This is a genomic window from Aureisphaera sp. (genome assembly GCF_059726885.1).
Map to the genome: position 1 here is coordinate 1,568,642 of NZ_AP041051.1, position 21,439 is coordinate 1,590,080.

A 21,439-nucleotide genomic window follows, 5' to 3' on the forward strand; every position below is an offset into this window, starting at 1 on the left:
TCAGGGCGTGGTTTTATGTCAATTCTATATCAAATTGTGTCAAGCTCTTAAATTGCTGAAGGCGCTCGTATAATTCCTGCCGAGATAAATCCAGCAAGCGTTCCGTTCCAAATTTCTCTACACAAAACGAGGCCAATGCAGAACCATTTATAATGGCAGTCTTCATATTCTCAAAACTGTAATCTCCTGTTCTGGCCAAATAGCCAGTAAAACCTCCTGCAAATGTATCTCCAGCACCAGTGGGATCGAAAACCTCAGCCAACGGCAAAGCAGGAGCGTAGAACATTTCTCCATTATGGAATAACAAAGCTCCGTGTTCCCCCTTTTTAATAACCACATATTTAGGACCCATTTCATGGATCTTCTTGGCGGCATTAACTAACGAATATTCCTCGGTTAGTTGACGGGCCTCTTCATCATTTATCGTAATAACATCTACTTTGGTAATGACCTGTTTTAGTTCGCTCAAAGTATGTTCCATCCAAAAGTTCATGGTATCCAAAACGATAAGCTTAGGGTTTTTCATCTGTTCAATAACACCCAATTGAATATTGGGGTGAAGATTCCCTAGCATGACCACTTCTGCATCTTTGTAGGTTTCTGGCACTATTGGGTTGAAATCTGCCAATACATTTAGTTCTGTAGCCAATGTATCCCTCGAGTTCATATCGTTGTGGTACCTACCTGACCAAAAGAAAGTTTTCCCTTCCGGGACCACTTCCAAACCAGAAATATCCAAACCTTTTGAGGAAAGCATGTCTAAATAGGACTGTGGAAAATCTCCTCCGACAACAGAAACAATGGCTCCGTCTACCTTAAACTGAGAGGCGGCTAGGCCAATAAAAGTGGCAGCGCCACCAAGGATTTTATCCGTTTTTCCGAAAGGAGTCTCGATAGCATCGAAGGCAACGGTCCCTACTATTACAAGTTTGCTCATTTGAAGCATTTACAATGAAGGGGCAAAGATACAATTTTTGCAGGTTTTACCATCTCAAAAATGAAGACTAAACAAACCCCTATTTGGAGCACTAACTTCCTATCTGTTGTAAGTCGGAAAAAGTCTTGTAGGGGCCCTTAATGAGAAGGGAATTGGTGACCAAAGGAGGCAAAGAACCTTCGGGATCTATATGCAATTGTTGAGTAACCGTAGTGATTCCATCACGCTCTTCTAATAGCCAAAACCCCTTTACTTCCTGAATGCGGATAGCGTTTTCCTGCACAGGAACACCTTGGGGATGACTTTCTATGTGGAGCTTCACTGTATTATCGGAAAGTTGTTCGACAGTAAGTAAGGTCACTACATCTCGATCCCTAACGGGCCAAGGCAATTTTTTAATGGCATAAAAGACGTGCTGATCTGCTCCTTTTTGGGTAACATAGTAACTCTCACCAGAGATACAGTCTCCTGTATATTTTGGAGCTTCGAGCAATTCATTTAAAATGGACTGCATAGGAGCCGCTATTTGCACCATAGCTTTATACTCTTTCAATTTGGAATCGGGAACCATTCTGGTGTAAATGCGAATACCGTCATCATTTTTCTTTAGGGTCCAAGGGGTTTGCGCAAGACTTGATGCAAACGGTATGAGAAGGGCTAAGGTGATTACTAGTTTCATGTTGGATCATTTTCTTTTTCAACCTTTTAGTGGAAGTTGATCCATCATCATTACAGATGAAGTGTTAAAAAATGATAAAATAGAAGCTATTTTCTTCCGAAATCTGCAGGAATTTCCCCCCAAGCCTTGGTCTCCCATTTAACAATCTTGGTTTCGTAAGAATTTTGCTTTAACCAGGTTTCTGCACGCGCTATCAATTCAAAAATTCTTTCATTCTTGCGAGTGGCCTTCAGTTTGGTATTGCATTTTTTACGCTTTACCCAACCCATGGCAATTCTCGAATCGCTATAGATAAGTCTATCGCTTTTTATTTGTTTCAAATAGGCGAGACCGTGAACTAGCGCCAAAAATTCTCCCACATTATTGGTGCCTTGTAGAAAGGGTCCTTGATGAAATAATTGTTGATGTGTTTGTGTATCTACACCGCGATACTCCATTTTCCCCGGATTTCCACTGGAGGCGGCATCTACCGATATAGAGTAGAGGTTGGGTTCTCCAATTTTGGCGAGCTCTTCTGGGGTGAGGGTTTTCTTTTTGGTGTTTTTCCCCTTGTAGTCTGCATACTCCTTATTATAGGCCTCCTTGGCTTCTGCAAAAGTTTCGAAAGACTTATACTGCGCACCTTTTACTCCTTTTATAGATCTTTTACACTCTTCCCAACTTCCAAAAATACCGGCCGGGTTACCAAACCATACTACATAGAATTTTTGTTTTTTGGCCATGGATTTAGTGGTCTAATTCTTTCATTAGCAATTCTTCAATGACGACAGGGAAGTATTCATACTCCAATTCATGTACTTTTTTGGCCACCTCTTCGGGAGTGCTCCCTTTTTCAATTGTGGTCGTTTTCTGACAAACAATAGCGCCCTCGTCATAGTTTTGATTCACATAATGGATGGTAATGCCCGTTTCGGTTTCCTCATTTTCCACTATTGCTCTATGAACATTCATGCCATACATTCCCTTTCCTCCATACTTAGGAAGTAATGCAGGATGAATGTTTATGACTTTATCGGGGAACTCGTTTAGGATTAATTCTGGGAATTTCCATAAAAACCCAGCTAATACGATGAGGTCGGGTTTCTGCTCCAAAAGTGTTTTTAGCACACCATTTTCAGAATGAAGCTCTTTTCGGTTGAAGTGAGAACAACTGACATTCAGGGATTTAGCACGATCTAGTACTTTGGCATGTTCATTGTTAGACAGCACATGAACGACCTCGGCAAATGTTCTTTGTTGAAAGTATTCGATGATGTTTTGGGCATTGGTACCGCTACCCGAAGCAAAAACAACAATACGCTTCTTCATATATGATTGCGAGGTGTTAAGAAGTAAATAATTAAAATAAGTTACAAAAGTACGGCAATCGGGTTTTACTTCGCCCAAAAATGTTTAAATTGAGAACACATTTTGTTGGCAAAGTGGTGTTTTAAATTAAAAAATTTTATTTTTGCCACTCAAAATTAAATCTAAAAATTAAGAATTATGTCAGACATTGCATCAAGAGTTAAAGCAATCATCGTAGACAAACTAGGTGTTGACGAAAATGAAGTTGTAAACGAAGCGAGCTTCACAAACGACTTAGGCGCCGATTCATTGGATACGGTAGAGCTTATTATGGAATTTGAAAAAGAATTCGACATTCAGATTCCTGACGATCAAGCTGAAAACATAGCGACCGTTGGTCAAGCTATTTCTTACATAGAAGAAGCAAAATAAAAACCACTTCTTTATGGAATTGAAGCGAGTTGTTGTAACAGGTCTTGGTGCCCTTACTCCCATTGGTAATAACATCCACGATTATTGGGATGGACTTAAAAATGGAAAAAGCGGATGCGCACCCATTACCTATTTTGATACCGAAAAGTTCAAAACAAAATTCGCTTGCGAACTTAAAGATTACGATCCACAAAATCATTTTGATAGGAAAGAAGTCCGAAGATTGGACCGATTTGCACAATATGCGCTGGTTTCTAGCGATGAAGCCATTGCAGATGCCAACATAAACCTTGAAGAAATAGATAAATTTCGAGTAGGCGTTATTTGGGGTGCTGGTATCGGAGGCTTAGAGACTTTTCAAAATGAAGTTATAAATTATGCAGAAGGGGATGGAACACCACGTTTCAACCCCTTCTTTATTCCTAAAATGATTGCAGACATTGCCCCTGGTAATATCTCAATTAAGCACGGGTTTATGGGGCCAAATTATACTACGGTCTCTGCTTGTGCCTCTTCGGCGAATGCCATGATAGATGCACTTAATTATATCCGTCTTGGACATTGTGATATAGTAGTTACGGGCGGTAGTGAAGCCGCTGTAACGCAAGCAGGAATGGGTGGATTTAATGCAATGCATGCGCTTTCTACCCGAAACGATTCCCCCGAAACGGCCTCAAGACCCTTCGATGCCACGAGAGATGGCTTTGTGTTGGGAGAAGGAGCCGGAGCTCTTATCTTGGAAGAGTACGAACATGCTAAGAAAAGAGGTGCAAAGATTTATGCCGAAGTTATAGGAGGCGGAATGTCTAGTGATGCGTACCATATGACCGCACCACATCCGGAAGGTGTTGGTGTAGAAAGGGTAATGCTAAACTGCCTTAACAATGCAGGAATTACTCCAGATCAGGTTGATGCGATTAATACGCACGGTACTTCCACTCCACTAGGTGATGTGGCCGAATTGAAAGCCATTACAAAAGTGTTTGGTGAACATGCCAAAAACATAAATATTAACTCTACCAAGTCGATGACAGGGCACCTTTTGGGTGCAGCAGGGGCCATTGAAGCCATTGCTTCCATTCTAGCTTTGGAGCATGGTGTGGTTCCTCCAACCATAAACCATACAACAGTCGACGAAAATATAGATCCTTCGCTCAATCTTACATTGAATCAAGCCCAGGAACGGGAAGTCAATGTCGTCATGAGCAATACCTTTGGTTTTGGTGGTCATAACGCTTGTGTTCTCTTCAAGAAGTTAGACGCCTAAACCATATGACCTCCTTAAAAAACATATTCACCTCCCGTTCTGAAAAGGACGGTAAGTTTTATATGAAGGTAAAAAAGATCCTTGGCTTTAAGCCAGGGGATATTACTATATATGAGGAAGCATTTACCCACCGTTCTATGAATACGACCAATGATGAAGGTCAACCTCAGAACTATGAACGAATGGAATTTTTGGGCGATGCCATGCTGGGTTGTGTTATAGCAGCTCATCTTTTCAAAAAGGTGCCTGGAGGCAACGAAGGATACCTTACCAAAATGCGCTCAAAAGTGGTAAGTAGGGAACATCTAAACGAATTGGGAAGGGACCTCAACCTTATAAGCTTGGTTAAAACGAATATTTCGACCAAGCAATTCGGGGAAAACATCCATGGAAATGTGTTCGAGGCATTGGTAGGAGCCATTTACTTAGATAAGGGATATAAATACTGTGAGAAGTTTATCCATAGAAGGGTTATTAAGCCTTATGTGGACATTCAGAAACTGGAAGGTAAAATTATTAGCTATAAAAGTCTGTTTATAGAATGGTGCCAAAAGAATAAAAAACCTTTCAAATTCAATGTATACGAGGATACCGGTAAGGATCCTTTAAAGCATTTTGCGGTTAAACTGGAATTGGAACAGAATACCGTAGCGAAGGCAAGAGCTACATCGAAGAAAAAGGCTGAAGAGCGAGCGGCAAAACGTGCCTATTATAAACTCCAGAAACAAATGCAGGTGTAAATTACCTCCACCCTGTCATTTTCGCAAACGTTTTCGAAAGGAATTAGCCTAAAATTAATACCAATGCGGGATTTCATCCCGAAACAATGTTTATTTTTATTAAAATTTATGCGTAATGGGAGTCCACAAGATAGTTTTGGATGACGATTTCACGGAAGAATTTTCCTTAATAGCCATTCATTGTAGTGAAGAGGATTATAAACTAGCCTATTTGCTCAATAGTCATTTAGGATTTCAATTGGGCCGTATGAAGGAAGATGTAGTGTTTATGGAGGATGACATTGAAGCGCGCTTTCCCATCTTTCAATTCAGCAATGAAACTCAGTATACCACGTACTATTTAGTGGCAAATAAATGTAAGTCTGAGATAGAAAAGAAACAGGAAAGTATTGGGCTTTTTGGAAGTACAACTTCAGAAAGGATCGTGACCTCATATTTACTTCCTGAGTTTGAGCAACCGGATTATTTCCTTAAGATCGAATCTGATTACCCTCAAGTCCCTTTGCGAAAACATATTGCCATGATCAACGAAATAAATCAAGTGATTTCGGCATATGAAATAGAAAATCAAAAGATTAAATCTAATAACAATTTAATATTCAGCTAAATGCCAACTCAAAAGAAAACCAAAATTGTGGCTACCCTAGGACCCGCCACCAGTCAGAAAAAAATTCTGAAAGAAATGATACTGGCCGGGGTAAATGTATTTAGGGTGAATTTCTCCCATGCTAAATATGAAGATGTGAAGGCTCGAATTAAAATGATTCGGAATTTAGGTGAAGAGTTGGGAACCTCTACCGCCATACTAGGGGATTTACAAGGCCCCAAACTAAGGGTAGGCGTTATGAAAGAAGAAGTAGTTGTGCAGCCTGGGGATGAAATTGATTTTTGTACTGGGGACGAGTTTGAAGGCACCTCACAAAGGGTCTATATGAATTATGATAGCTTTCCTAAAGATGTTAAACCCAAGGAACGAATTCTTCTGGACGACGGTAAACTAATTTTCGAAGTACTCACGACCAATAAGAAGGATACTGTTCGGGCAAAAGTTATCCAAGGAGGGCCTTTGCGGTCTAAGAAAGGAGTGAACCTGCCCAATACAGATATATCCTTACCGGCCTTAACCACCAAGGATAAGGAAGATGCCATTTTTGCTGTACAGCAAGAAGTAGATTGGATTGCACTTTCATTTGTGCGCCATGCCGAAGATTTAAAAGAATTACAGGCCCTTATCGAAGCACATAGTGAGTATAAGATTCCTATCATTGCCAAGATCGAAAAGCCTGAAGCAGTAAAGAATATAGACAAGATTGTTGCATACTGCGATGGTTTAATGGTAGCGCGTGGTGATTTAGGGGTAGAGGTGCCTGCGGAGGAAGTCCCCCTCATTCAAAAGGAGCTGGTACTTACCGCAAAAAAAGCACGCATACCCGTTATTATTGCAACACAAATGATGGAAACCATGATTAGTTCACTTACACCCACAAGGGCTGAAGTGAACGATGTTGCCAATTCGGTCATGGATGGTGCCGATGCAGTAATGCTTTCGGGCGAGACCTCTGTTGGTAAATATCCAGTAGAAGTAATAAAGAAGATGGCCAATATTTGCAAACAGGTAGAAAGCTCAGAACTTATTACGGTTCCACAAGAGCCACCGCATATTAGAACCAATCGATATATTACAAAAGCGGTATGTTATCATGCAGCGAATATGGCCAATGAAATAGAAGCAAGGGCCATATGTACCTTAACCAATAGTGGTTATACGGCATTTCAGATTTCGGCATGGCGTCCAGATGCTCACATTCTTGTGTATACGTCGAATAAAAGGATCCTTTCCAGACTTAATCTTCTGTGGGGGGTGAAGTCCTTTTATTACGACAAGTTTGTAAGTACAGACGAAACAGTCGAAGATGTAAACCGAATCGCTTTTGAAAAAGGATTTGTAAAGAAAGGGGATTACCTCATTAATCTTGCAGCTATGCCTATTGTGGATAAAGGGATGGTAAACACCCTAAGGGTTTCACAGGTGTAACCGGAGAGCACTTCATTATTTTATATTTTTCTGAATGGTCCTCAGCGCTTTCTTGACGATATAGGAAGTTTCTTTGGTATGCGATTGCTTTCCCCATTTTTCGCATAGGGCAAGTACCCATTGAGGGTTTGATTTACTGGCATCGTTTAACCAGTTCCCAACCGAATCCCTCACATACTTAGAGGTGTCAGATTTTAATGGCTCTAGAATGGGCAGGCCTCTTTCAGGTTCTTGCTGAAAAGCTGCAATTTTCTTTACCCAAACACCCACTGGTCGGAGGGATTCAGCACTGAAACGACGCAGGTTTTCATCTGCAGAAGAGGTCCACGCAGTCAAAATAGGTATGGCAGTATCCAGGTCTTCTATCATACGTTCCTTGGTAGCGAAAATCACTACTTCACGAACGCCGAAATGCGGATCGGCAGCATATGGTTTCATAGCTTCAAGTAAGGTGGGAATGTCATCATGGTGCATGCTCTGTCCCCAACAGGCCCAACATCGAACCACATCTGAAACATGATCCTTCAATTTTTTGTAAAAAGAAGGGTCAACTACCAGGGAACCCAAGGTTTGTCCTATGATTTTAGCATTGGTGTTGGCCGAAGGCTTCTTCTGTTGGTGAACGACTTCTTGGCAAACTGCATACATGTCATCGTGCCCCAGTTGATTCAGCACCAGCTTTAGGAGTGCCAGTTGATCTACTTTTAACCACTCCATAAGATTCTTGGTCTCCATTTTTCCAGCATTCAGATATGAAATGACTTCTGGATTGAGGTCGTTGAAGCTTCTGGCGCCTTTCCGATCAAGGATGTGTTTGGGAATCATGATTCGAAAATACGATCATTCTCGCTAAACTTATGTTAAGTATTCGCCTATTTTAAGACTAACCAAACTAGTCTAATTACATTTAAACATGGCAAAATCGTTACTATTCATTCCTGATATTTCTGGATTCACCCATTTTGTTCAAACCACTGAAGCCGAACACAGCCAACATGTGATTTCGGAACTGCTGGAGGTTCTCATTTCAGCAAATACCCAAGAGCTTCAGTTGGCCGAGATCGAAGGCGACGCACTATTCTTTTACCGGGAAAATTATGTGCCCTCGCAAGAAAAGCTATTGGCTCAAATTGAGTCTATGTATACAGCTTTTTATAGTCATTTGAGGTTGTTGGAGAAACATCGGATTTGCCCATGCAACGCCTGTGCAACTGCACCACAATTGCAGTTGAAAATTGTGGCTCATATTGGGGAACTCCAGTTTTTGCAGGTACAGAACAATAGAAAACCTTTTGGGGAAGCTGTGATACAAGCGCATCGATTATTAAAGAATTCGATCCCAACCCATAATTATGCGCTTATTAGCGAGGAATTAGCAGGCCAAATGGAAATGTCTGCAGCCTATGAAAGCAAATTGTTTCAGTTTCAAATGGGGGTGGATACCTATGACGATAAAGAAATTCAGTATTGTTTTGCAGAAATAGACCCTTCACGGTTAGATTTAAACACCTTTGAAGCTGGTAAAACAGTATCCTTTAAATGTGCGCCCAATCTAGTGTTGGAAAGGGAGTTTTCGGTAGATTCCAAATCACTTTTAGAGCTCGTAACCAATTACAAGTACCGTCATTTATGGGCCGTAGGCGCCGACAAAATAGATTGGAACGAGAACGAAGTAACCCGGTTGGGAAGTGAACACACATGTACGGTAGGTGCCAAGCAATTAAACTTCACAGTAGTTTCCAAGAAAGGGGCACCAGATGAAACTGTTTACGGAGAACTAACGACAAGTCCGCCACCAGTGGATGAACTCTACCAATTTTTTATTCTCAAGCCTATATCAGAGGGTAAAACACATGTTAAGGTTGAGGTGTTTTGGACGGCTAGGTCACCCCTAAAGAAGATCATGCTTGCGCTTTTGGTAAAGAAAGCTATTCGGAAAGGGCTAATGGATTCCTTGGATAAATTAGAAGAATTGTTGGAGACTAATAAAGAAAAACCCCTATCCTAGGAGAGGGGTTCTTTCAATAACAATATTCTAAGGTTATTTCACAATTTCGATCCTGGAAATTTTCATTCCGTTGTCAACTGCTTCGATGGTTACAGTACTATCAAATTTAGAGGAACCGTAAACATATGCAATCTTGTTCAGGGCATTGTCATTTCGCGTTACTTCTAGCTGACTCACCCAAATTCCCTTTTTAGGTTTTCCATCGAAAATGGTTTCGGCATTCTTTCCCTTCGGATTGGGAAAGGTGAATTCTTTAGGAAAATCGAATAGACGTTGAGCCATAAGGAAGGCTTCATGCCATTGCGCCCCGGGAAGTGTAATACTTTCAGTATTCTCTGGATTACTGGTTGTTCCACCAGTCGTTTCGGCATAGATTACATCTGGGAACTGGGCATTCAGCTCACTGGCATATCCTTTGGCCGTGATATCACGCTCAGGCGGGAAATATTTGGAAAGGTATCCATTAAAAGCAAATCCTTTTTTATGATTGAATTCTACCTTATCCATTCCTCCTTTTACACCTTGCACATTCATGGTGGCATTTTTTTCGGGAGTAATTACTTTCACTTTAGTACCATAAGGCATTCGGGCCAATTTCTCACTATGAAGGTTTCCAAATTCCCTCAGGGTTAGCCCGCTTGGAGCAGTTACATAAAGGTATTGCACTTCGGATTCGGCATTGAGCTCATTGCTGGATGCCATGGCAATTTCATTGGAAGGGGTTTCGGTAATGACTTCTACTTCATTCGAAGTTTCAGGCTCTTTTTGCGATTCGTTCTTACAGGAAAAGAATACGGAAGTAAAAACGGCTGCGGTACAAATTAAAACTACTTTTTTCATAATTGACAGATTTTAGAGTTAATAAATTCAGATTCAAAAAGTAGTTTGCTTACATAGGCTAAAAGTCCAATTTTAATTGTACATCGATACTGTTCTCGGGAGGAGGTTTCTTCTCTTTTTTGTCCTCGTTATTGAGATTTGATAAGCTAATTCCCAACAAGCGTACCGAATTTTTCATTCCTTCCTGAAATAACAAATCTTTAACAGTATCCATAATCAGATCCTTGTTCGAGATATACAGGCCAAGGGTCTTGGACCTTGTTTGTAACGTGAAATCGCTGTATTTAATTTTAAGGGTAACGGTTTTTCCAGCTACTTTGCTCTTTTTTAACCGGCGTTCGACCTCCTTGGCGATTTCTTCCAAGCGTTCGAGCATATAGATTTCGGAAGAAATATTCTCTGAAAATGTGCGTTCCGCAGCTAAGGATTTTCTGGTTTGGTCCGATTCTACCTTGCTATGTTGGATCCCACGAACAATATTGTAATAATAACCACCACTTTTACCAAAATGCTCCTGAAGGAATTCCTTTGACTTTGCCTTGAGGTCTTTTCCCGTATAAATACCGTGGAGGTACATTTTTTCCTTCATTACTTTGCCCACCCCATAAAATTTCTTGATATCCAACTGTTCCAAGAATTCGATCACTTCTTCAGGAGGAACCGTTTTCTGCCCATTGGGTTTATTGACATCACTCGCCACCTTGGCAATGAATTTATTGATAGATATTCCCGCGGAGGCATTCAACCCAGTTTTTTCTTTTATTTTTTTCCGAATTTCTTCTGCCACTAAGGTTGCGCTAGGATTTCCTTTTTTGTTTTCGGTAACGTCCAAATAGGCTTCGTCTAATGAAAGCGGTTGCACTAGATCGGTAAATTCGAAAAAGATCTTTCGAATTTGTTGAGAAACCTCAGAATACCGATCGTACCGTGGGCGGACAAAGATGAGATCCGCACAGAGTTTTCGGGCCAACATACCACTCATGGCCGAACGAACACCAAATTTACGGGCTTCATAGCTAGCGGCACTTACGACGCCCCTTTTGCTGCTTCCACCCACTGCAATAGGTTTTCCTTGCAAACTGGGGTCGTCCAGTTGCTCTACCGAAGCATAAAAAGCATCCATGTCTACATGGATGATCTTGCGTATGGGGAAAGCGGGTTCCATAGGGTAAATTTACTATCTTTAAAGTACAATGAACCTAAACCAAGTCACAGTTCCATCACAGGATGTTTCAGAATCCATTTTGTTCTATAAAAATCTGGGATTGAAACTTATCGTACATACCCACGAACGTTATGCACGATTTGAATGCCCAAAAGGTGATAGTACTTTTTCCATTCATCAAGTAGATAACAAACCGAGTGGGGACGTATTTGTATATTTTGAAGTAGATGATGTTTGGACCACTGTTGAAAAACTAAAGAGCAAAGGGGTCGCTTTTGAAACGGATGTACTAGAGCAAAGTTGGTTATGGACAGAAGCACGACTAAAAGATCCAGATGGTAATTCCATCATTATATTTCATGCGGGCGATGACCGTAAAAACCCTCCTTGGCGTATCTTAGACGAATGATTGAAATTGAGCGAAAATTTTTGATCCGGTCAAATGTTTACAAAAACGAAGCGCATTCTCATACAAGAATCGTACAGGGTTTTCTGAACACTCATCCGGATAGAACCGTCAGGGTGCGAATAAAAGGTGAGAAGGCATACTTAACGATTAAGGGAAGATCGAATGAAGCGGGGACCTCACGGTTTGAGTGGGAAAAGGAAATCTCGATTTCAGAAGCCAAGGAATTGATTTTACTATGCGAAGAAGGGACAATCGAAAAGCTTCGCTATAAAGTGAAAGTTAAAAACCATATTTTTGAAATAGACGAGTTTTATGGGGAAAATGAAGGTTTGGTCATAGCCGAAGTAGAACTGAAAGACGAAAATGAAGAATTCCCTAAGCCCGATTGGTTAGGGGATGAGGTTACCGGAGATCCCCGGTATTATAATTCACAACTTAGTAAACAACCCTATATACAATGGAAAGACAACGATTAATCAAAGTGCCTAGATACCTTATGGTGCCTATCATTGCCCTAGTCCTAATGAGCTGTAAGCATAACGGGGAACAACATGAGGGTGAGGACCATGGTCATGATCATGAAGGGGATCACCCTGTTGAACATGTGGAGCATGAGGAGGGATCAAAGGCAAAGTCTGTAGCACAGGAAATCAAGGAATTGAGGGACGCGGGATTCGAAATTTTCGAATATATGGATGAAAAAACGGGCGATACTGTAATCATGCAGAAGTATTTCATGGCTTTCCTAAAAAGAGGCCCCGCTAGATCGCAAACCAAAGAAGAAGCGGATAGCCTACAAGCCCTGCACATGGAGCATCTTGGCAATATGTACTACAGCGGTTATGCGGATATTTCTGGACCATTTGGTGATGATGGAGACCTCCGTGGAATTACCATTTACAATGTGCCTACCCAGCGAATGGCAGATAGTTTGGCCAATATGGATCCTTCCGTTAAAGCGGGTCGTTTGGTTATCGAAGTTAAGCCCTGGTGGGCTGCCAAGGGATTTCCCTTACGCTAAGGCGGCAAGTATTTTTTTAATTTCCGTGTGATCGGAATATCCTATGCTTTGGGATTGCATCAAATCTTGAGAATCTATAGCGCTATTTTTTAGGGTGGCAGAACTGTGGATCATTTCAAATCCTGATTGCTTAAACAATGCCGCATTTACATGGGTAATTCCCCCACCTGGCATGATTTGAATTTGCCCTTTGGCTATTTTTTGAAACTCTAAAAGTTGGGAAAGTCCATCAGTAGCTTTTGCCTTTGTTCCCGAACTCAGTACACGGGTAACACCCATAAGTATGGTTTCCCTGAGAAGTTGGCGTGGTTCCCTGGATACGTCTATAGCCCTATGAAAAGTGAATTCCATTCCCTTGGCGGTTTCTATAAGCCTTCGGGTTGCCACGTGGTTCAAGTCACCATTTGGGGTCAGCACTCCACTAACTATCCCGGCACAACCCATATTCCTGCACAAAGTAATATCACTTACCATTTGCTCAAGTTCTTCTTCAGAATAGCAGAAATCTCCTTCCCTTGGACGGATTAAAACATGGGTTTCAATTTGTAATTTAGAAAGTACTTTTTCTATTAATTCTTGCGATGGAGTGACCCCTCCTACCGAAAGGTTTTCGCAAAGTTCTATACGGTGAGCTCCCGCTTCTTTGGCGATTTTCGCACTTTCATAACCATTGGCACAAATTTCTAGGATCATTATTCAATAATAATTTCATCAATAAAAGTCCAAGCCTTATTCCCGGCTCCCTGCAATCCTTCTGGGATCACTCCATAATTTGGGATTCTAATGGTCAAGAATTGAGTTGTGTAGGGTTCAAACTCCGCAGATTCCTCCAATAATGTATCGAAAAATGAACTCTTCGTAATAGAACTAGCATAGAATTTTGTGTTTTCATGGGAGGCAGAAATTTCAAACATTTCTGGAGCATAAATCCATTGCCCTGGAGCATTGTAATAACGGGTAGAAACTTTTTTAATCTCGGTTGGGGCCCCAAAATCGAAGGTAATTTCAACGTCATCGCCCCAAAACCCCAACCATTCTTTATCCCCGTAGCGCGAATCACTACCTGAAACACCATTGATTAAGGCTTCCTTTCCTCCAGCACTATAGGCAGCGTGAGGGGGTACATTTAATGTTATGGAACTTTCAATTCCCTTATGGTAGTGGATATAAGCAGAATGAACCCTTCCATGGATAGCCTCTTTTTGTAGTACGGACGCTTTTATTTTGGTGGACTCCTTAATCGGAATAGGACCCACGTACGGTGTAGAAGTAGTATCGGAATTCAAGGAGTATTGAATTTCTTTATTGGGCATTTCGGTTGTAAGGGTATAAAAGACACTGTCATTTCTCCTTATTACCTTACCCGAAACATCGTACAAGTGATTGGCATAATTAATATCGAACCTATCCATTCGCGGAAGGTATGCTTCCACTCTTGACAGGAAATCGGGAAAGTCTTTTTCAACAGCCTTCGTAGGACCACTCCAAACCACCTCGCTCATTGCCAACATTCTGGGGAATGCCATGTATTCTACCTGCTCTTCCGTAGGCATATATTCGGTCCAAACATTTCCTTGTGCACCCAAAACGAACTTGGCTTCGGATTCGGTCAATTCTTCCGGGATAGGATTGAAACCGTATACTTTTTTTAGGGGTAAAAACCCACCTATGGCGAGAGGTTCATCACTGTGTTCGGCCTGATAGTAATCGAAATACGCATGCGAAGTGGGTGTAAGGATCACATCGTGCCCTTCTTTTGCGGCTTGTACCGCTCCTTCGGTACCACGCCACGACATAACCGTGGCATTGGGTGCTAGACCTCCCTCCAAAATCTCATCCCAACCAATAATCTTTTTACCCTTACTATTTACAAAGGATTCGATTTCCTTGATGAAATAACTCTGCAATTCATGTTCGTCTTTTAATCCCAAATCTGCAATAAGCTGTTGACAATGATTACAGTTTTTCCAATGTGCTTTTGGAGCTTCGTCCCCTCCAATATGAATATATTCGCCAGGGAAAAGTTCCATGACTTCAGAAAGCACGTTTTTTAAGAATGTAAAGGTTTCTTCCTTCGGGCAATAGATATTCTCGAAAACACCCCATTTGGTCGCTACTGGGACCTGTTCTCCTGTGCAACCCAATTCTGGGTAGGCACTAATGGCAGCCTGCGCATGACCTGGCATTTCAATTTCAGGAATGATGGTGACATTGTGGGCTTGGGCAAAAGCAACTACCTCCTTAATGTCTTCTTGTGTGTAATATCCTCCATAGCGTTTGTTATCAAATTGCTGTGGAGTATCGTTGTAATGACCAACCAAGGTTTCTTCTCTATAAGCTCCGTGCTTGGTAAGATTGGGATATTGCAATATTTCAATTCTCCAACCTTGATCTTCGGTTAGATGCCAATGAAAATAGTTCATTTTTAGCATCGATAGGTAGGAGATGTATTCCTTAATAAATTCCTTATCAAAAAAGTGGCGCCCCACATCCAAGTGCATACCGCGATAGCGGAATGCCGGAGCATCCTTAATGGTAAGGGAGGGAATCTTAAAAAATAGGAGATCGCTTTTTGTAGCACTATCCAAATCATCGGGGAGTAGTTGGCGCAACGTTTGCATGGCATAAAAAGCACCACTAGGATCGCTGGCCCTAATCTGTATCTTGTCCCCAGAGATTTCCATTTCGTATCCCTCTGCAGGAAGTTCATTGCCTTTTTCAATTACAATTGTAGCATGACCCCTTGAATCATCCTGTGGTGACCAACCTACATTAACTTCAAAGTAATTTTGAAGAAAATCCTTTGCCAGTTCGAATTCCGCCTCAGCAAAGATGGTAGTGTTTCCACCGAAAACGAATATTCCTTTGTGGTACTGGACCTGCTGCGGTTTAGGAATTAGTGGACGTCCCGTAATCTCTTCAGTATCGGGCGACGAACAGGAGAAAGTCGTAAGAATAAGAAGAAACATCCAATAAAAACTTCGCATGGTAAGTGGTTTTCACGAAATTAATGAATTTAAAAAGAAGCTCTTTTGCTACTACGTATTAATACGTAAAATTGAGTTGAAACCTGTCATTTCATCGATTTTTTCTGCGTAACACCGCCAAAGTTTGTACATTTAGGAATCGGATGATTGTTTGCTTGCACCTTTTTCCAAATGGTCATTCTACTAAGAGCTAACCTATTTACCATGAGTACATTCACGAATCTCCTCAAGGATACACTCGGTATTATGCGGGTGGTTTCCTATCGCACTTTTGTGCAAAGAAAATGGAAACCGTATCAACCCATGTTCAATATCATGGAGGTAAAAGAAGGCAAGGTCGAACTTTTCAAAGAGTTCCTACGACGGAGTCTTACCTTAAGTCTAAAATATGATACTCCATTATCCTTAGGACCCTTTTTAACAGATGATCGCATTTTTATTTACATTACCCATTATGCGTCCACCAAAGCATATATGCAGGTAATGAATGGTTTATTGTTTCATGGCCAGGCGTACATGAGGGCAAAAGCCACCTTAAAAACCAGTTGGACCTATTGCAATCCATCAAATACACCCGAGTTTCCTAACATCCAAGAGATTCTAATGGTGGGGGTTCAGGGGAACCCAGATGACTTCAATGCTTTTATGACGCGAAATTCGCTTGAGCCTGTTGCCCGGGTAGAAAAGATAAAAGATGTACGCGGGAAATCCCTTGGTGTTTATTTTCTTTTCAAGGATCCCAAGGATGTTCTAACAAAATTAGAAGTGTTTAGGGAAGAAGGCGGTGACTTCAATACCTATCAAGCAACAAAACTTCCAAACTAGTGCAGCATGAAAAATCGATCCCAACCAAAATTTGTGACCAACTATTATTATGATCGAAGAGTACCCACCTTGGCTTGCAACAGCCTAAACGGTGAAGGGGAAATAACTCGATGGGTGATGGACATGCACCAAATCCTAAGGAATGAAAAGAATGTAAGTCCGCAACTTTCGGTGGAAGCTTTAAGCAAGATTACAAAGGATACAGCTATGTTGGACCGTCCGGTACTTTCAATGACCGACGTCACTCTTTACACAGCCGAAAGTATCATAAGGCATTACGATTTGGAAACGGACGAGGTGCAAAAATTGTTTCCCACACAAGGAGGTGAGCGTCAAGAGAAAGTAGAGGAATTATTTGCGTTGTTCACGGGAACCCTTCAGAAAGTTGTTTTACAATATTTCTATTCCGAATTATTTCCTTCAAAGAAGAATGCGCTTAGTTTAATGACCAAAAACGTATCTGCCAAGGAAAGTTCGAAGTGGAAAATGGAGTATGGCTCCCTGAAGAAAAAACTATTCCAGCAATTTGAATTGGGAGCGGATGACTCGGTGGTTTATCTTGTTGAAATTCAAAAAATATTTACCCAAGTCGAGGGCCTTCTTAAAGACGGCAGAAGATATTTAACAGGCGATACTATCACTGCGGCAGATATTGCTTTTGCCTCGGTAGCCGCCCCAGTGCTCCTTCCAGTGGAGTTTGGTGGGACCTTACCCAAATTTAATGAGATATCTGAAGAACTACGAGAAGAAATCATGAAGCTTAGGGCTACTTCAGCGGGACAATTTGTATTGCATTTGTATCAGGAAGATCGGCCTATTAATCTAGATTTGGGAACACCCCCAGCCTATCCCAGTGCTTTTAAGCGAGGATTGAAAAAATTACTCATAAAACTCACAAGCAATCAGGGCAAGGTGTTTTATTTTCTTCAAAAGCGTTTTCCGGTATTGAGAATCGGAATCGCTAAAATTGCTGCCGTAAGTCGGCACGATTTGGTTGTTGAGGTTTTGAAACGTGATTTGGATTTTACCATCAAGGAAATCAATGCCAAGAAAATGGCGGATCAAAAAGGAACCTTCTTTTTGGGAATGGACCGTAACAATCCTCAATTTGATCGGGAACGAAATTATGTTCGGGCTGCGACACATAAGGATGATCTGGACATGATTCGAAAATATGTTCGGGAACACGCAGATGCCATTTGCGAACGCATGCAACCGTATGGAAAACTTGATGTGGTGCAAACGCTAAACTATAATGTGCTTTTGGGACTTTTGGGATATTATTTTGGGGTGCCTGCCCCAGTTAATTCGCAGATGAAACGCTGGCAGCGAACCATGTTTTTCGACTTGTTCCTCAATTTTACCAATAACCCTGAAAAACATCATGCTGCCGTACAGTCTGGAAAGGAGAGAACAGCTTGGGTGAGAGCGCTTATTTCAGAAAGAAAACTGGCGTTGGCCAAGGGAGAGGAAATCGAAGATAACTTATTAAGTCGCCTCATAAAAATGCAGCAACAACTAGAATATAATTGGGTGGACGATGATACGATTCGCCGAAATATTGGGGGATTGCTAACAGGTATACAGGAAACCACTAGCAAAGCAGTAATCTATGCGTTGCAGGAATTGTTTAAAAGGCCTAATGAACTAAAGGGTGCAATTGAAGCAGCAAAGGCGTACGACATGGATACGGTAAAGGGGTATGTATATGAGGCTTTGCGTTTTAATCCAGTGCAACCTGGGGTACTACGATTTAGTGAGACCAAACAAATTTTAAAGGGGGCTGGTAAGAAGACGTACACCATTAAAGGGAACCGAAAAGTTATGGCGCTAACCTCTGGGGCTATGTTCGATCCTGTCACTTTTCCTGAGCCTAAAAAATTCAACCCTAAACGTGATGCCCGATATATGAATTGGGGATTTGCATTGCACGAATGCTATGGAAAGTACATTAATAGTGTGACAATTCCCGAATTGGTTGCTGCTGTATTGCGCCTAGAAAATGTGGCATTGTCCAAGGGAGCCTTGGGTAGGGGCTCAGGGTTGACCATGGGGCCTTTCCCGAACAACTATGTGGTAACCTTTACAAAAAAAGACACTAATAACTAACCAAATATAGGATGACAAAGCAAAATGCGGTTTCACTTCAGATTCCCTTAAAACCGGATAAGGTAGAAGCGGTGACCCAACTATTGAATAGCGGCGGAAACCCGGCCATGGAACAAACGTTTTTTTCTTTCAAAAAGATACCTACTGTTCATTTTGCACGGTGGATTGTGGTTCCTGCAACGAAACGGATTGAAGCTAGTTTGGTATATGCTTCCAATATAGATGGCGACCAGCAGCAACACCTAAAAGATTTGACGGACCATTTGGGGGAAGACCTGGATAAGATACTTATGCATTGTCAGGGCTACCCTGATTCCGGCGATTCCAGTTCGGAGAATCGTTTGGCGTATCTAAAAAAACATACTATTCCTACACAGGGTTTTTATACAGGAGCCCCGAACCGAAGTGTACAGCAAATACATTGGGAAGCTGCGTTGTATGATGCCGTTAGGGGGTTTGTAAAAGAGAAGGGCAAAGGCTGGAAATCTTCTAAAGAAGCATATTCGGCCATTAAAGGATTTCTAGCAAACGATTCCCAATGGGATTGGGCTCGGGAACGTTATCACTTGCCCAAGGTTAATATTCCGGCCTTGGTGTTTTTGGTACTGTTATTATTACTGCTCCTCCCGATATTACTACTATACATGATTTTGATTCATTTTTTCTATGAATTACGTGCAAAGCCTTTCGGGAAAACCCAAAGTGAAATTCCACTGGAACATTTATCGGAATTAAGGAAACAAGAGGATATTATTTATCAAAATCAACTGTCTCAGGTATTTGAACTGAAAGGGGGTCTTCGAAAACTAGGACTTAAGTTCTTTTTATGGGCCACAAGCTTTGGTGCAAGACACATATTTATCAACGGACAACTTATGGGAACGCCTACGATACACTTTGCCCGTTGGGTAATCATTGACAAGGGGAAACGTTTTGTGTTCTTCAGTAATTTCGATGGGAGTTTCGACGAATACCTAGGAGACTTTGTGGATAATAATGGCTGGGGCCTGAATACTATTTATGGAGCCGCTAAGGGATATCCAAGAACCTTTTTTACCCTTGGCAGGGGATCATACAGAATAGCCGAATTCATGGGCTGGGGCCGATTAACACAAGTACCTACACCCATATGGTATTCTGCATATCCTTGGTACGGATTGCAGCAGATTGTAGATCGTTCCAAACTTAGGACGGAACTGTTCAATTCCGGAGAATTATCCGACACCCAAATCAAACAAATGCTTCGTAGAATTTAAAGACACTTAGAAATGGCAATTATTGACAATCCAAAGACAATAGATTTAAAAGACGTTCAGGGGATGGTTACCCGGGGTTATGGTAAGTTATACGAAACGGCTTATTATTTGCTAAAAGTAGATGATGCAAGCAAAGCAAAGGATTGGATAAAGGAAGTACTTCCTTTAATAGATTCTGCCGATATTTCCGATCATTCAGAAAAAACCATACATCTTGCCTTTACCGCCGAAGGGTTGGCAGCCTTGGGAATGAGTCAGGAAAACGTGGAGGCTTTCCCGGTTCCTTTTCGCGAAGGGATCTCTACTGAAGACCGTAATAGGATATTGGGGGATTGGGGTGAAAATGACCCTAAAAATTGGCGCTGGGGAGCAAACCAAAAAGGCTTTGATATCTTGGTAATATTCCACGCCAAGGACAAAGAAGACATGGAGGCTTTTCTAAGTGAGGAAAAGGAGCGTCTCCAAAAGAATGGTGGTCTCAGCATTATAAGGGGAATGAAAGGGTATTTGCGTCCAGATAATAAAGAAGCCTTTGGGTTTCATGACGGAATATCACAACCTGTTATTAAGGGGTCGGGCAGGCCCGGTCCAGAAAACGACATTATTGAAACTGGGGAATTTCTATTGGGGTATAAAAATGAGCATAATCAATTTCCTTTTTCCCCATTACTAAAGAAAGAAGAAGGGAATACCTCTTTGCTGAAAGACGATGCCGCTGGAACCGGCAAAAAAGACTTAGGTCATAACGGAACCTTTATGGTATTCCGTCAAATGGAACAACATGTGGATGAATTCTGGAAATATATGGAAGAAAACTCCCGAAATCCAGATGGATCACCCAATGAGGAAGCCAAAATTAAATTGGCAGCTAAATGCGTTGGCCGTTGGCCGAGTGGGGCATCTTTGGTCAATTTCCCAGATAAGGATCCTGGAGGGGACTTAGAGAACGATGATTTCGGGTATGCAGACAAAGACCCAGATGGACTTCGTTGCCCCTACGGCTCTCATCTACGAAGGAACAACCCTAGAGACGCATTTCGTTGGTATGATAAGAAGCAATCCTTAAAAGTGACACGTCGCCATAGGATTATAAGAAGGGGAAGGACGTATGAACTACCACCGGAAAATGGTTCGGATAAAGGGGAAATAGGATTGCACTTTATATGCTTTAACGCAAATATTGAATTGCAATTCGAATTCATTCAACATGCCTGGGCCAACAATAACCAAATGCGGCATTTGCATAACGATATAGACGTTATTATTGGGGTTCCCAATGAAAAGAATCCGAAAGCAGGGCACAGCGGGTTTACCATACAAGCCGAACCCGTAAATCAATATATAGATCACTGGAAGCGATTTGTTACCATAAAAGGAGGAGAGTATTTTTTCTTTCCCTCCATTTCGGTGATCAACTATTTAACCACTTTATAATAAAAGAC

Annotated in this window: 22 protein-coding genes; 13 read left to right on the forward strand and 9 right to left on the reverse strand. The window is 41.5% G+C overall.

Translation table 11 applies throughout. The features are described from left to right. Positions 1-13: 13 nt before the first annotated feature. The 4 genes from AC6JAD_RS06895 to purN all read right to left on the reverse strand — a co-directional run bounded on the left by AC6JAD_RS06895 (position 14) and on the right by purN (position 2,924). Positions 14-937 carry a PfkB family carbohydrate kinase gene (locus AC6JAD_RS06895; RefSeq protein WP_461304557.1) on the reverse strand — a complete coding sequence of 308 codons (924 nt, stop codon included), beginning with the start codon at positions 935-937 and terminating at the stop codon, positions 14-16. Positions 938-1,028: 91 nt separating this feature from the next. Next, entirely contained in the window at positions 1,029-1,616 is a 588-nt protein-coding gene (locus tag AC6JAD_RS06900; RefSeq protein ID WP_461304558.1) for an START domain-containing protein, read from the reverse strand. Positions 1,617-1,702: 86 nt separating this feature from the next. Continuing rightward, on the reverse strand, positions 1,703-2,338 hold the full coding sequence (locus AC6JAD_RS06905; RefSeq protein WP_461304559.1) for a ribonuclease H1 domain-containing protein: 636 nt from the start codon (positions 2,336-2,338) through the stop codon (positions 1,703-1,705). A 4-nt stretch (positions 2,339-2,342) separates the two neighbouring features. Then, complete coding sequence (gene purN, locus AC6JAD_RS06910; RefSeq protein ID WP_461304560.1) at positions 2,343-2,924, reverse strand: phosphoribosylglycinamide formyltransferase; 582 nt, start codon at positions 2,922-2,924, stop codon at positions 2,343-2,345. Positions 2,925-3,101: 177 nt separating this feature from the next. On the opposite strand from purN, the gene AC6JAD_RS06915 reads away from it, so the two are divergent. The 5 genes from AC6JAD_RS06915 (at position 3,102) to pyk (ending at position 7,377) form a co-directional block, all read left to right on the forward strand. Continuing rightward, on the forward strand, positions 3,102-3,335 hold the full coding sequence (locus tag AC6JAD_RS06915) for an acyl carrier protein (protein ID WP_034259990.1): 234 nt from the start codon (positions 3,102-3,104) through the stop codon (positions 3,333-3,335). A 13-nt stretch (positions 3,336-3,348) separates the two neighbouring features. Continuing rightward, entirely contained in the window at positions 3,349-4,602 is a 1,254-nt protein-coding gene (fabF, locus tag AC6JAD_RS06920; RefSeq protein ID WP_461304561.1) for a beta-ketoacyl-ACP synthase II, read from the forward strand. Between the two features lie 5 nt (positions 4,603-4,607). After that, positions 4,608-5,342, forward strand: coding sequence for a ribonuclease III (gene rnc / locus AC6JAD_RS06925; RefSeq protein ID WP_461304562.1), 735 nt, complete (start codon positions 4,608-4,610; stop codon positions 5,340-5,342). A gap of 115 nt (positions 5,343-5,457) precedes the next feature. Further along, positions 5,458-5,949, forward strand: a complete 492-nt coding sequence (locus AC6JAD_RS06930; RefSeq protein ID WP_461304563.1) for an IPExxxVDY family protein — start codon at positions 5,458-5,460, stop codon at positions 5,947-5,949. Next, on the forward strand, positions 5,950-7,377 hold the full coding sequence (pyk, locus tag AC6JAD_RS06935; protein WP_461304564.1) for a pyruvate kinase: 1,428 nt from the start codon (positions 5,950-5,952) through the stop codon (positions 7,375-7,377). It abuts the gene before it with no gap. A gap of 15 nt (positions 7,378-7,392) precedes the next feature. Here the strand turns inward: pyk and AC6JAD_RS06940 are convergent, their stop codons facing one another. After that, complete coding sequence (locus AC6JAD_RS06940; RefSeq protein WP_461304565.1) at positions 7,393-8,202, reverse strand: DNA alkylation repair protein; 810 nt, start codon at positions 8,200-8,202, stop codon at positions 7,393-7,395. Positions 8,203-8,290: 88 nt separating this feature from the next. Here AC6JAD_RS06940 and AC6JAD_RS06945 point away from each other — a divergent pair, with 88 nt between their 5' ends. Continuing rightward, positions 8,291-9,385: a DUF2652 domain-containing protein gene (locus AC6JAD_RS06945; protein ID WP_461304566.1), complete on the forward strand. Its 1,095-nt coding sequence runs from the start codon at positions 8,291-8,293 to the stop codon at positions 9,383-9,385. Between the two features lie 33 nt (positions 9,386-9,418). Here the strand turns inward: AC6JAD_RS06945 and AC6JAD_RS06950 are convergent, their stop codons facing one another. Further along, on the reverse strand, positions 9,419-10,225 hold the full coding sequence (locus tag AC6JAD_RS06950; RefSeq protein ID WP_461304567.1) for a hypothetical protein: 807 nt from the start codon (positions 10,223-10,225) through the stop codon (positions 9,419-9,421). Between the two features lie 58 nt (positions 10,226-10,283). Further along, a complete protein-coding gene (gene dinB, locus AC6JAD_RS06955; protein WP_461304568.1) occupies positions 10,284-11,390 on the reverse strand; it encodes a DNA polymerase IV in 1,107 nt (368 codons plus the stop codon). A 28-nt stretch (positions 11,391-11,418) separates the two neighbouring features. Between dinB and AC6JAD_RS06960 the strand changes: the two genes are divergently transcribed. Genes AC6JAD_RS06960 through AC6JAD_RS06970 form a run of 3 tightly spaced genes read left to right on the forward strand, consistent with a single transcriptional unit; the run spans position 11,419 to position 12,820 of the window. Continuing rightward, complete coding sequence (locus AC6JAD_RS06960; RefSeq protein WP_461304569.1) at positions 11,419-11,799, forward strand: VOC family protein; 381 nt, start codon at positions 11,419-11,421, stop codon at positions 11,797-11,799. Continuing rightward, on the forward strand, positions 11,796-12,275 hold the full coding sequence (locus AC6JAD_RS06965; protein WP_461304611.1) for a CYTH domain-containing protein: 480 nt from the start codon (positions 11,796-11,798) through the stop codon (positions 12,273-12,275). Before AC6JAD_RS06960 ends, AC6JAD_RS06965 begins: the two co-directional genes overlap by 4 nt. Then, on the forward strand, positions 12,257-12,820 hold the full coding sequence (locus AC6JAD_RS06970) for a YciI family protein (protein WP_461304570.1): 564 nt from the start codon (positions 12,257-12,259) through the stop codon (positions 12,818-12,820). Before AC6JAD_RS06965 ends, AC6JAD_RS06970 begins: the two co-directional genes overlap by 19 nt. Here the strand turns inward: AC6JAD_RS06970 and AC6JAD_RS06975 are convergent. Both AC6JAD_RS06975 and AC6JAD_RS06980 read right to left on the reverse strand, forming a co-directional pair. Then, on the reverse strand, positions 12,812-13,513 hold the full coding sequence (locus tag AC6JAD_RS06975; protein WP_461304571.1) for a copper homeostasis protein CutC: 702 nt from the start codon (positions 13,511-13,513) through the stop codon (positions 12,812-12,814). The genes AC6JAD_RS06970 and AC6JAD_RS06975 overlap by 9 nt on opposite strands. Further along, on the reverse strand, positions 13,513-15,807 hold the full coding sequence (locus AC6JAD_RS06980; RefSeq protein WP_461304572.1) for a beta-N-acetylhexosaminidase: 2,295 nt from the start codon (positions 15,805-15,807) through the stop codon (positions 13,513-13,515). Before AC6JAD_RS06980 ends, AC6JAD_RS06975 begins: the two co-directional genes overlap by 1 nt. A gap of 204 nt (positions 15,808-16,011) precedes the next feature. Here AC6JAD_RS06980 and AC6JAD_RS06985 point away from each other — a divergent pair, with 204 nt between their 5' ends. From AC6JAD_RS06985 to AC6JAD_RS07000, 4 genes are read left to right on the forward strand one after another with little or no spacing between them, the layout of a single operon-like run. After that, positions 16,012-16,632, forward strand: a complete 621-nt coding sequence (locus AC6JAD_RS06985; RefSeq protein WP_461304573.1) for a hypothetical protein — start codon at positions 16,012-16,014, stop codon at positions 16,630-16,632. A 6-nt stretch (positions 16,633-16,638) separates the two neighbouring features. Next, positions 16,639-18,741 carry a cytochrome P450 gene (locus AC6JAD_RS06990; protein ID WP_461304574.1) on the forward strand — a complete coding sequence of 701 codons (2,103 nt, stop codon included), beginning with the start codon at positions 16,639-16,641 and terminating at the stop codon, positions 18,739-18,741. Between the two features lie 11 nt (positions 18,742-18,752). Beyond that, positions 18,753-19,997, forward strand: coding sequence for a hypothetical protein (locus AC6JAD_RS06995; protein WP_461304575.1), 1,245 nt, complete (start codon positions 18,753-18,755; stop codon positions 19,995-19,997). A gap of 12 nt (positions 19,998-20,009) precedes the next feature. Beyond that, positions 20,010-21,431: a Dyp-type peroxidase gene (locus AC6JAD_RS07000; RefSeq protein ID WP_461304576.1), complete on the forward strand. Its 1,422-nt coding sequence runs from the start codon at positions 20,010-20,012 to the stop codon at positions 21,429-21,431. The last annotated feature ends 8 nt before the right edge of the window (positions 21,432-21,439 follow it).